This is a genomic window from Micromonospora sp. NPDC048999 (genome assembly GCF_040649295.1).
Lineage (GTDB): Bacteria > Actinomycetota > Actinomycetes > Mycobacteriales > Micromonosporaceae > Micromonospora.
Genome location: NZ_JBEZFI010000078.1, coordinates 1 through 10717 on the forward strand (window position 1 = coordinate 1; position 10717 = coordinate 10717).

11 protein-coding genes and 1 pseudogene are annotated in these 10717 nt (G+C 68.1%); 7 read left to right on the top strand and 5 right to left on the bottom strand.

Translation table 11 applies throughout. The annotated features are described in order from the left end of the window. Nucleotides 1–136 precede the first annotated feature (136 nt). Both AB0C02_RS32905 and AB0C02_RS32910 read right to left on the bottom strand, forming a co-directional pair. The gene (locus tag AB0C02_RS32905) at nt 137–565 is read right to left on the bottom strand and encodes a GntR family transcriptional regulator (protein ID WP_357553121.1); all 429 of its coding nucleotides are present in this window, start codon (nt 563–565) and stop codon (nt 137–139) included. Next, entirely contained in the window at nt 562–1260 is a 699-nt protein-coding gene (locus AB0C02_RS32910) for a hypothetical protein (protein ID WP_357553122.1), read from the bottom strand. Before AB0C02_RS32910 ends, AB0C02_RS32905 begins: the two co-directional genes overlap by 4 nt. Before the next feature lie 208 nt (nt 1261–1468). Between AB0C02_RS32910 and AB0C02_RS32915 the strand changes: the two genes are divergently transcribed. Continuing rightward, the gene (locus tag AB0C02_RS32915; protein ID WP_357553123.1) at nt 1469–2050 is read left to right on the top strand and encodes a barstar family protein; all 582 of its coding nucleotides are present in this window, start codon (nt 1469–1471) and stop codon (nt 2048–2050) included. A gap of 160 nt (nt 2051–2210) precedes the next feature. On the opposite strand, the gene AB0C02_RS32920 is transcribed toward AB0C02_RS32915, so the two are convergent. Then, the gene (locus AB0C02_RS32920) at nt 2211–2864 is read right to left on the bottom strand and encodes a hypothetical protein (RefSeq protein ID WP_357553124.1); all 654 of its coding nucleotides are present in this window, start codon (nt 2862–2864) and stop codon (nt 2211–2213) included. A gap of 252 nt (nt 2865–3116) precedes the next feature. Here AB0C02_RS32920 and AB0C02_RS32925 point away from each other — a divergent pair, with 252 nt between their 5' ends. From AB0C02_RS32925 to AB0C02_RS32940, 4 genes and pseudogenes are all read left to right on the top strand, one after another. After that, a complete protein-coding gene (locus tag AB0C02_RS32925) occupies nt 3117–3734 on the top strand; it encodes a YdeI/OmpD-associated family protein (RefSeq protein ID WP_357553125.1) in 618 nt (205 codons plus the stop codon). Between the two features lie 75 nt (nt 3735–3809). Continuing rightward, nucleotides 3810–4292 carry a hypothetical protein gene (locus AB0C02_RS32930; RefSeq protein ID WP_357553126.1) on the top strand — a complete coding sequence of 161 codons (483 nt, stop codon included), beginning with the start codon at nt 3810–3812 and terminating at the stop codon, nt 4290–4292. Nucleotides 4293–4312: 20 nt separating this feature from the next. Beyond that, nucleotides 4313–4517: pseudogene (locus AB0C02_RS32935) on the top strand (IS701 family transposase); the annotation flags it as partial. A 12-nt stretch (nt 4518–4529) separates the two neighbouring features. Continuing rightward, nucleotides 4530–4865, top strand: a complete 336-nt coding sequence (locus tag AB0C02_RS32940; protein ID WP_357553130.1) for a transposase — start codon at nt 4530–4532, stop codon at nt 4863–4865. Here the strand turns inward: AB0C02_RS32940 and AB0C02_RS32945 are convergent. Beyond that, nucleotides 4862–6211, bottom strand: a complete 1350-nt coding sequence (locus tag AB0C02_RS32945; protein ID WP_357553127.1) for an alpha/beta fold hydrolase — start codon at nt 6209–6211, stop codon at nt 4862–4864. The genes AB0C02_RS32940 and AB0C02_RS32945 overlap by 4 nt on opposite strands. 1737 nt (nt 6212–7948) lie before the next feature. Beyond that, entirely contained in the window at nt 7949–9313 is a 1365-nt protein-coding gene (locus AB0C02_RS32950) for an NAD(P)/FAD-dependent oxidoreductase (protein ID WP_357553128.1), read from the bottom strand. Nucleotides 9314–9646: 333 nt separating this feature from the next. On the opposite strand from AB0C02_RS32950, the gene AB0C02_RS32955 reads away from it, so the two are divergent. Then, nucleotides 9647–10276 (top strand): VOC family protein, encoded by a 630-nt coding sequence (locus tag AB0C02_RS32955; RefSeq protein ID WP_357553129.1) that lies wholly within the window; start codon nt 9647–9649, stop codon nt 10274–10276. Nucleotides 10277–10659: 383 nt separating this feature from the next. After that, nucleotides 10660–10717: helix-turn-helix domain-containing protein (locus tag AB0C02_RS32960; protein ID WP_357553131.1), on the top strand; the 58-nt coding region annotated here is incomplete at its 3' end.

Sequence of the window (10717 nt, forward strand, 5' to 3'; positions counted from 1 at the left end):
CCCGCATCCGCAGCGAACGACAACGACGCTGGGGCCAACCCGCTACTCAAGCAGCCTGACCCCAACACCGTGAACGTTCGTGGTCACGGCACTAGTGCCGTGTCCACGAACGTTCGCCGGGTTGGCTGCGCAATGGCTACGGCAAGGAGCCCGCCGATCTCAGGGGACCTCCACCCTCCGTGTCGCTGGCTCTCAGCGCGGCAGCGAGGGCGTCGGTGAGTTCGTCATCCCCGGCACCGAGAAGGCGACCGGCGGTGACGAACTCACGGGCCCGGAGGATCAATGCCTCGATGCGAGCATCTGGCGGCAGGACGGCTGCGGAAGCGACCCGGGTACCGGCTGCCCGTCTGGTGACGACCAGGCCGGTTGCCTCAAGTTCCTGGTATGCGCGAGCCACGGTGCCGTTGGCCAGCCCCAGATCGGCGGCGAGTTGCCTGACCGGCGGGAGCCGCTGTCCTTCCTCAAGGACTCCCAACCGGATCAGATCCGTGATCTGCTGGCGGACCTGCTCGAACGGAGGAACAGCCGAGGACGGGTTGATCCGAATCGCGGGGCTGCTGGTCATCCGGCGACCCGGTCGGCATTGATTTGGCCGGCAATACCGGCCGGGACGCTCTCCTGGAGCCGTTGCGGGGTCACCACGAGGGCGCCCGCGTAGCAGGCGAAGGTCGCCAGACCGAGTCCCGCAAGGAGGCTGAGGACGAGGCCCAAGACAGGTGAGCCGCCAGCGCGCCAATCCCACTGGCCATCGGCGTACCAGAAGGCGAGGGCGGTGAACACGATCGCGAAGACCGCAGTGCACGTGTAAACCAGGCGGCGGACGATGTCGTGGCGCCAGGCGTTGTCCGCCGCAGTATCCGCCTCGTTGACTCCCGTCTGAGGAGCACGAACGATCAGCCACACGATCACGGCGGTCAGGGCAGCAGTGACACCAAGAGTGATCAGCGTGCTCGCAAGACTGACCGGCGCCGCAGTGCCGAAGTACTTGACCTCATGATCAGGGCGCTCAGGGATGGGATAGCTGGCAAAACCCGCGATGCCGACTCCGAGCAGTGCGACCACGATGAGTTCACGTCTCGGCGCGTAATCGCGTACGCGCCGAGGAAGCAGACTGGCGGCGCCTCGGCCACGTACCGGTCGTGGCGTTACGGCTTCGCCGGTGAGAGTGCCGAGGAGAGCCGCCAAAACCAGGGCGACCGGGGCCAGGTCAAGCAAGTAGGTACGGGTCAAGGCGAAGGCGGTTCCCACACCGATAGCCATCCCCGCGATTCGATACCGCCCGCCAGTAGTCATGACTCCCCCTTGTATCAAGACGCTGATACAAGGGTATCCACTTCCACGACTTGTGTCACCCCCCTGATACAAGCGCAGAGTTCGCATCGTCGCAGGCGGGGGATCAACGCTGGACGCCGTCGGGCAATCAACCAAGGCCGGCCTGCGTCGCCGCCGGATCCGCGCTGAGGTCCACATGCTCGCCGCCGACGGTTCGGCCGACCGGGTGATCGGCGCCGTGGTGTCCGGAACGGTCCAGGGCTGCGAGCCGTCGCGGCTCGGTGCCGGACTCCTCGACGTGACCGTCGACAGCGAGCCGCAGGAACCTCTGCCGACCGGGGTCCTCGGCATCCTGGAGCACTGGCGCACCGGACGGCCCGCCGAGAAGAACCTGTGGGCCGGCTACGACCGAGAGCTGCGCCACCACTGGTCAGGAGTAGCGCTCGACCGCCGCTGCGGTGCACCGGACCGGCCAGCCGGCACCACGTACGACCTCGACGGTCGGTTTGTCACTGACATTGAAGGGTTCTACTGTGCGATCGGCGAGGCGATCAACGGCCCGGGCGGATACTTCGGCTGGGACCTCGACGCCCTCGACGATTGTTTCTGTGGGGGATTCGGGTCGCAGGCACCATTTCAGCTGGTATGGCACGATGCGGCCGTTGCCCGCAAGCACCACATCGCCGGCTACGACCGGCGTCGGCTGGGCCCGGCGATCACCTTGAAGTATCTGCTCGACATGCTCGCCGAGCACCAGGTCGAGATCGACTTGCGCTGAGCCGTGAACCCACACCAACTCACCGCTACGTCACCCGGTCGAACCCGACGAAGGACTGGAATCAAACGGCGTACGCGGCCACCCCACCCATCCCGCATGATCGGGTGCGCGATCATGCCGCGAAGTGCTCGCCGCCGCTGCCTCCACCGTGGCTTCGCCTCTACTGTGAGTACTCGGCGTGCAGTTCGGCGTATGGCCGGCGTCGCTCGGTATAGCGCCGGTTTCTGCCCATGCCGATCTCGGCACAGCAGTGCGTCGCTGGATCGTGGGCACAATCAGCCGGACACTCCTCGGCCAAGGCGCGAACCTGGTCGGCTTGCAACTCGAACGCCTCGCGGCTCCCGGTGAGCACCAACGTGTCGGCAGCGATGTCCCATCGAAGGTGATCGCGAAACTCCTGGTGCCAGGTCTTTCTGTGGTCGGCGATCGGCCGCGACGGCCATGCGTGACCAGGTAGTACGACGGTGTGCGGCCTGCCGGTTCCCAACCGGGAGCGGACCTGCTTCCACCGTGATGGCGGGAACGCGAGACGGTGGTGCAGCAGTACCAGGTCGAGCGGGCGTTCCCAGACATGGTGGGTGGGGGACTCCGCGCGGCGTAGTGGAAGGTAGACGATCGTGTACGGCGACCGGGCAGCAAGGCCCCACGCCTGAGCGAACATCACCGCTGTTTCCTTGTCGAGGCAGAACTGGGCTCCGAAACTGGCCTCGTAGAGACCGGCAAACCTCGGCGACTTCGCCGGCCGCACGACCCGGTACTGGTGGCATCCGAGCTGGACCGTGCTGACCACCACCGGCCACTTGCGTCCGCCCAACCGTTGACCACTCCAGCCTCGACCACTTGCCGTCTCGCCTTCCGGCGAGCATTGTCACCGAATCCGGCACACATGGCGACGGAGTTCCCGCACGGTGCCGACCCCGGCCGTCCGGCCTCGATGGGCCGACGCTCGAGTCACTCTCACGGTGATCCGGTGGCCGCCCCGTTGCGGTATCCGCGTCGGCTGGTCATCGACATGATCCTGTACGTGCTGCGGACCGGCTGTGCGTGGTGGCGATAGGCTGCCGTCATGGGCAGCGCCGAACTGGATGAGTTGATCGTCGCGGACGCCGACGCGCTGCGCGCGTGGCTGTCGGCCAACCACGCCACATCGCCCGGTGTCTGGCTCGCCCTGACCAAAAAGGGCGGCACAGTCACGACGCTGAACTGGCAGCAAGCGGTCGACGAGGCCCTGTGTTTCGGCTGGATCGACGGGCAGGCCCGCAAACGGGATCAGGAAACCTCCTGGATCCGCTTCACCCCTCGCAGGCCCCGCAGTTCCTGGTCACAACGCAACGTCGCCCACGTGGCCCGGCTGGAAGCGCAGGGGCGAATGCTGCCCCCAGGCCGCGCCGCGGCAGAAGCCGCGAAGGCCGACGGGCGCTGGGCGGACGCCTACGCCCCGCCGTCGGAAGCCGAGGTGCCAGCCGACCTACTCGCCGCCATCGCCGCCGACCCCGCCGCCCAGGCCATGTTCGACGTACTCACCAAAACCAACCGGTTCGCTCTCATCCACCGCGTCAATGCCGTCAAACGGGCGCAGACACGCGAGCGGAAAATCGGCGAGTTCGTCGCCATGCTCGCCCGTCACGAGACTATTCACCCGCAAAAGGCAAAGCCTCCGAACTCGCCGCAATCGGCACCTTAATGATCACGCGTACTCACCAGCCGCCGAACCGGATCGCGAGGCGTACTCGAACGCGCCGGGCTGTACCGTCACACCGTGCAGGCAGAGGGCGACCGCGACCACGGCGCCTGGCGTCGCGTCGCCGCCCGGGGCCTCACCCACCAGAACAAGACCGTCATCGACAAGAGCAGCGGGCACATGGTGATCCGGTCGGTCGTGGACACCCTCGAAGCCGCAGCCGTCATCACCCCCACCACCGCCGGCCGGGCGGACCGGTCGAAGACCGGCCCCACCGCGCGCAAGCCAGCACGCCCCGCGCCCAGGCGACGCAGGGCACCCTCCCCCACCCGGCCCCACCGGCGGGCGGGCAAGCGTCCGGAGGGACACGCACCAACGGACCGGAAACTGCCCCGCGCAGCACACCGGCACCAGAACGTGACCACGACCAGCACACCCACCACCGGCCACCAGCCACACGGAGCAGCGCTGGGCGCAGGATTCCACCTCCACGCCCACGCCACCCCACCCAGGTGGGAAACGATCCCGGAAACCTACTCCGACACAGGATCGCTTAGCTGATCAGAGACGCTGTCCTGTTGGACGGCGCGCACGGCCCACGCCGCTACGACTGGGCGCGGCTACCGATCCGGCGGACCTTCCCGCGCGACCCCGCGCGGCTGGGTCCTCGCCCGGCGCAGCATCAGCGATCCCACCGACATCGCCTTCTACGTGTGTTCCGGCCCACAGGGTACCCGGCTACGGGAACTGGTCCGCGTGGCCGGGTCCCGGTGGGCGGCCGAGGAGTCGTTGACCTCGTTGCTGGCCCTGCTGCGGCCGTGTTTCACCGGGCCGTCGTTTCGCACGTTCACCGCCCTGGTCCCGGGAGTGATCGCGCAGCCCGGCCGGGCACCATCACCAGGGAGGCTCACCGGGGCCGGGCTGGTGTGGCATCACTCCCGGGCGTACTGGTTCTTCGGCCACGCCCGCTGGTGTGTCACTCAGGTCAGCACTGCGCTGACCAGGCTGGTGGTGTCCCGGCTACTGCCCGGCAACGCCGCCGTGCTCATCGCCGTCGACGACAGCCGGTTCCACCGTCCTGCACCTGGGTGGCGCCTGGGGCGGCGCTCTCGCCGCCCCAAGCACCTGACCTAACGCAGGGACCTGAAGGCCGCGCGGACCTCGGTGGAGAACAGCTGCGGCTGCTCCCAGGCGGCGAAGTGGCCGCCTCGGTCCACCTCGTTCCAGTAGATGAGGTTGCCGAAGGCCCGCTCGCCCCAGCTCCGCGGCGCGCGGTAGATCTCGGCCGGGAACACCGTGACCGCGACCGGGACGGTCGGGATGTCGAAGGCGTTGAACGGGCCGCCACCGGCCTGCGCGCCTTCCCAGTACGACCGGGACGACGATGTTCCGGTGTTGGTCAGCCAGTAGAGCGAGATGGCGTCGAGCATCTCGTCGTACGTGAAGATCTTCTCGGGCTTGCCGCCGGTGTCGGTCCACTCCGCGAACTTGTCGTAGTAGTAGGCCGCCATCGCGACCGGCGAATCCGCGAGGGCGTAGCCGATCGTCTGCGGGCTCTGATTCATCATCGCCGCGTAGCCGAAGCCGTCGCGGTAGAAGTGCAGCAGCCGGTCGTAGGCGATCTTCTCGCGATTGGACAGGTTCGCGGGCGCGGGGTCGAAGTTGCGGAGGTGTCGCAGGACGTCCGGCGGCACGGTCCCGGGCATGTTGACGTGGATGCCGAGGAGCCCCTCGGGCCGCTGGACCGCGAGCACCTGCGAAATGATCGCGCCCCAGTCGCCTCCCTGGGAGACGTACCGCGGGTAGCCGAGCCGGAGCATGAGCTCGTGGAACGCACTCGCCATCCGGGCCGGGTTCCAGCCGGTCGACGTCGGCTTGCCCGAGAAGCCGTAGCCGGGCATCGTCGGCAGGACGAGGTGGAAGGCGTCCTCGGCGCGCCCACCGTGGGCCGTCGGGTTCGTGAGTGGTCCGCAGACCTTGAGGAGCTCGATGATCGAGCCGGGCCAGCCGTGCGTCATGAGCAGCGGCAGGGCATTGGGGTGCGGCGAGCGGATGTGCGCGAACTGGATGTCCAGCCCGTCGATCTGGGTGATGAATTGCGGCAGCGCGTTGAGCTTCGCCTCGACCTTGCGCCAGTCGTAGCGAGTGCCCCAGTAGTCGACGAGCGGGCGGAGCTTTGCCAGCTGGACACCCTGCGACCGGTCGGCGACGGTCTCCTTGTCCGGCCAGCGCGTCATCTTCACCCGCTGCCGGAGCTCGTTGATCTCCTTCTGCGGGACCTCGATGCGGAAGGGGCGGACACCGTTGATCTGCTTCCCGGAGCCGGAGGACGTGCTTCTCACCGGCACGGTGCCCTCCGGTGCCGTCGCCTGCGCCTGGCCGGGAATGCCGAGCTGGGTGGCGACAACGGCACCAGCGGCGAGGCCCAGAAACCGGCGGCGGTCAGTGCTGGCCTGGCCGGCATTTTCGATCGTACCCATCAAGAACTCCTTCTCTTGCTTGCGAGTGACAGCTGATTTCTCGGGGCTCGCGTGATGGAACGCGGGTGTCATGGAACACCTCGCTCACGGTGCTACCGCGCCTGAAAAGCTCGGCACGGGCCGCCTCGACGTCCGAGGCGATCAGGTGTAGGACCTGGGCGGATCCGGGAACTGCTGGGCTGACGCTTCCCCTCCCCTCGACGTGCCGTGCACCCATCGCGTCACGATTGAACGATGCCGCTGATGCCCCGCCCTTCGCGCCCGTGAGAAGCCCTGGCCCATCCACGGGCCTGCGAAGACGTAAACCAGGGCTTCTCTGACGACGCTGGCCGCGCCGACTTACGAAGCCGGCGATCGCGGCGCATTGGCTCGCCCGTTACGGCGGAGAACTCCTCCGGTCGCGCCACCCTTGCCGGCTGTCGCCAGGACCCGGCATGGACCAGGGAGTCTCCCTGGGGCGAAAGGGCCGTGGGCCGCGCGAGCGTGGTCAGGCCGGCATCGATCTATGCCGGATCTGGGGAGAGCGAAGAGTTCAGATCGTGGGGATGAAACTCGCCAACCTCCCGCCGGTGCGGCTGACCAAAGCAGTCAATATCGGAGGAGATCATGGAGTGGTTTGTGGCTTGTGCGTATTGGTTGGCGCTCGGTAGTTCGCTCGCTCCAGCGACCTGCAGTCACGACGAAGCTGCACCCGCCTCTCGTGCGCTTTTCGGACGGCGCCCCGACCTCACCGCCCTCGATTTGTCGTTGATCCAACTCACCTACGAGGTCGTCGCGGCGGAGTCGAAATGCATCCGGTGCGGTGCCCCGCTCAGTCGTCAGCTCCGTATCGCGAAGTTGGCCGCCGACTATTGCCAATCGTGGACCGTGTCGGTCGTGGCAAGGTGCAGCGGGTGGCGGCGCCACCGATACGTCGCCGCCGTTGACGACGGCTCGAACGGATTCGTGCTTGGGCCGTTTCACCCCGACTCACCCGGACGTCACGCATTCAGCAGGCGGCGGTGATCCAGGCCCCTGACATCAGAAGGAGAGGAGCCGTGGTCGGAGATACGGAGATTGCCGCAGCGCCCGCGCACTCGTGCTGTCCCCTACAACAGGCCGCCGCTGGGCACGTCGGTTCGGGTCGGGTCGCGCGAAGCTCGACCTCCGGTAAGGCCACCCAGGTGGGCGGTCGGACCGGGAGCCCACTGCCCGGGCCGCATTTTGGTGAGGACCGAGACTTAAGCCCGGCGCACCGGTCACACGGCGCTGACGCGCCCGGCACTTCCCGCAGATGCCACCGATAGTCCAGCTTCCGGGTCATCCCGTCCGCCTCTGCCCGCGCTGAGGCGCCGACTGCAGCGCCATCCGCCTCGTCCTGTTCATGAACGACATTGATTTCGGTGCCGGACCGGGTTGTGGCAGCACATGGCGCCGTTGCTGCCCAAGCCCGAGCGGAATCCTCGGTATCGGGACTCAACGACCCGCTCCGCGACGTGCCACCATTGACAAGTGGTGCATCCGCACGGTCGTGTCCTGCTACTGGGACCTGGGTTCACCAGGTCCTGGTCCGGTCCGGGATCGTGCCTCGGGTCCGACCGGGCGGCCACGTCCGGTCCGAGACGGATCGGACCGTCCACCTGCGTCACGCCATCCATGGCGACCGGCTCCTTTCCGGTGTGGCCCGTCCGCCCCAGCGTGGATGACCCACGAGGTCAACCACCAGGAGCGGAACAGGAGCCGGCCGCTTCATGCCGACTAGACGAGCTCGCGGAGAATCGGCTGCAGCGCGCGGTGGAAGGTCGGGTAGGCGAAGTGCATGTTCGCTAGCGTGCTGATCGGGACCTCGGCGTGGATCGCGGTGACGATCGCGGAGAGCACCTCACCGCCCATGCTGCCGACCACGGTGCCGCCGATCAGCACGCCCTTGTCGGCGTCCGCGACCAGCTTGATCGGGCCGGGCTCCTCGGCGATCCAGCCGCGGGTGCCCAGGTCGCCGGTCGCCGTCCTGACGTTGACGCCCCGCTCCCGCGCGGCCGCCTCGCTGAGCCCGACCGAGCCCACCTCGGGCGCGGTGAAGGTGACTCGGCCGACCGCGCGGTAGTCCGCCCACGGGCCGTCCACCCCGGTCAGGTCCCGGATCACCACGTCCGCCTGGTACATCGACATGTGGGTGAACGCGCCCTTGCCGGTGATGTCGCCGATCGCCCAGACACCCTCGGCCACCCGCATCCGCTCGTCCGGGTCGAGCACCCGCGCCTCGGGGTCGAGACCGAGGTGCTCCAGGCCAAGGTCCTGCAGGTTGTTGCGCCGGCCGGCCGCGACCAGCAGTTGCTCGGCGGTGACGGTGCCGTCGGCGAGCACGACCCGGAACCCGTGGGGGCCGTGCTCGACCTGCTGGGCCCGCGCGCCGGCGAGCACGGTGATGCCGGCCGCGTCGAACGCTCTTTGCACCGCCTCGGAGGCTTCTGGCTCCTCCATCGCAAGGATCCGCGGGGATGCCTCGATAACGGTCACCTCGACCCCGAAGGTCGCGAACACCTGGGCCAGCTCGCACCCGATCGCACCGCCGCCCAGGATCGCGAGTGAGGCTGGGAGCTCGGTCAGCTGGACCATGTCCCGGTTGGTCGAATACGGCGTTTCGGCGAGGCCGGGCACCGGTGGCGCGGCAGGGGTGGTGCCGGTGTTCAGCACGATCCCGCGCCGGGCGACGTACGGCGTGATCGAGCCGTCGGGCCCGGTGACGGTGACCATGCCTGGCGCGGTGATCCGGCCGCGTCCGCGGGCGAAGGTGCCGCCGGCCTCGACCAGGCGGTCCACCGCCACTTGGTCGTTCCAGTCATCGGTGGCCTCGTTGCGGATCCGGTCCGCGACCGGATTCCAGTCCGGGGTCACCACCGACGTACCTGCGTGGCGCTCCACCAGCCGGCCCTCGCGGAGCTTCTCGGCCGCGGTGACCATCATCTTGGTCGGGATGCAACCGTAGTAGGGACACTCACCGCCAACCAGCCGCTGGTCGACCCCGACCACCTGCAGACCGGCCTTGGCCAGGCTGCCGGCCGCGTGCTCCCCACCCGGGCCCAGGCCCACGACAACGACATCGCACTCGATGGCATCGCTCATCAGATTCCTTCCATGGAATTCTCCTCGCCTCACCGCGCGCGAGCGTGCGCTGCCCTCACTATCGCGCCGCTATCCCCCGATCGCACCCGTGGGCCTACGGGGCAGAACCCTGGTTCTGGACGGCCGGGCATCACCCGTGCGCCAAGCAGGCGGCGCCGACGCTGGACGAGGTCGCTGGCCGGCAGGGGTTGGCCTCGCTCGTGCGTGTCCGATTCATCCAGTGCCCGGGGCCGGCAGGAGACCAGGGTCTCTCCCTGGTGTGACCAGGTGGCCGCCGGAGCAATCATCGGTGATGCCGGCAACTTGCTGGTGCAGACGAAGGAGTTGAGACTCATGAAAACCGACCTCAAGCTCGAGGCCGTGGTGATCCCGGTGAGCGACGTCGATCGGTCGAAGAGGTTCTACGAGGACCTGGGCTGGCGTCTCGACGCCGACTTCGGCTTCGACAACGGCTTCCGGGTCGTTCAGTTCACGCCTCCCGGATCGCCGGCGTCGATCCAGTTCGGCAGCAGGATCACCGCGCAGGCCCCGGGTACCGCCGAGGGCATCTACCTGGTGGTCTCGGACATCCAGGCCGCGCACGACGAGCTCGTGAACCTGGGCGTGGGCGTCAGCGACGTGTTCCACCCCGACGCCTCGGGCGCCCAGTTCGGTCAGATCGCCGACGGACAGACCGGCGGACCGGCGAAGGACCGCGCCAGCTACGGGTCCTTCGCCACCTTCCGTGACCCCGACGGCAACAGCTTCCTGCTCCAGGAGGTCACCACGCGGATCCCCGGTCGCGTGGATACGGGCGCGATCGAGTACGCGTCGCTGAGCGACCTGGTCGGTGCGCTCAAGCGGGCGGCGGCCGCGCACGGCAAGCACGAGGTTCGCAACGGCGGTGAGCGCGACGAGAACTGGCCGGAGTGGTATGCGGCGTACATGGTCGCCGAAAGCCACGGCGAGCAGTTCCCGGAGTGACCGACAGGCCACCGAGGCGGCATGATTTTCTCGCCCGCCCTCGGCGGCCGGTTGACGGAGAGCGACGAGCTGGCCGCCACCGCGAGGGACGACGCACCCCGGCCACCTCGCTGGTCCGCCTGCACGCGCCGCCATGCGGGAGGCCCGGCCTATGCGGGGACTGCAAAAGATCAAGGCCATCGAGGCCCGCAACAATGCGTCCCACGTGGAAGTCGTTGATCCCCACGTTCCGGGCCTGGCGTTCAGTCGCTGTGGGAAGCGGCTGATCATCAGAATTGCGGCGTGGATACCCGGCCGTTCAGGGCCGGGAGGAAACGCCGCTCCCTCCCGTCGCTGATCGTCTTAGATGGACGGTTGCTAGATTGTGAGGCGTGGGTGAGGTGGTGAAGCGGGCGTACAAGTACCGCTTCTACCCGTCCCCTGAACAGGCTGAGCTGCTGA

Bases quoted from the DNA above. Each gene is read 5' to 3' on its own strand.
- AB0C02_RS32950 (WP_357553128.1), bottom strand. From the start codon at position 9,313: ATGAGCGATGCCATCGAGTGCGATGTCGTTGTCGTGGGCCTGGGCCCG.
- AB0C02_RS32945 (WP_357553127.1), bottom strand. From the start codon at position 6,211: ATGGGTACGATCGAAAATGCCGGCCAGGCCAGCACTGACCGCCGCCGG.
- AB0C02_RS32915 (WP_357553123.1), top strand. From the start codon at position 1,469: ATGCTCGCCGCCGACGGTTCGGCCGACCGGGTGATCGGCGCCGTGGTG.
- AB0C02_RS32905 (WP_357553121.1), bottom strand. From the start codon at position 565: ATGACCAGCAGCCCCGCGATTCGGATCAACCCGTCCTCGGCTGTTCCT.
- AB0C02_RS32955 (WP_357553129.1), top strand. From the start codon at position 9,647: ATGAAAACCGACCTCAAGCTCGAGGCCGTGGTGATCCCGGTGAGCGAC.
- AB0C02_RS32910 (WP_357553122.1), bottom strand. From the start codon at position 1,260: ATGGCTATCGGTGTGGGAACCGCCTTCGCCTTGACCCGTACCTACTTG.
- AB0C02_RS32925 (WP_357553125.1), top strand. From the start codon at position 3,117: ATGGGCAGCGCCGAACTGGATGAGTTGATCGTCGCGGACGCCGACGCG.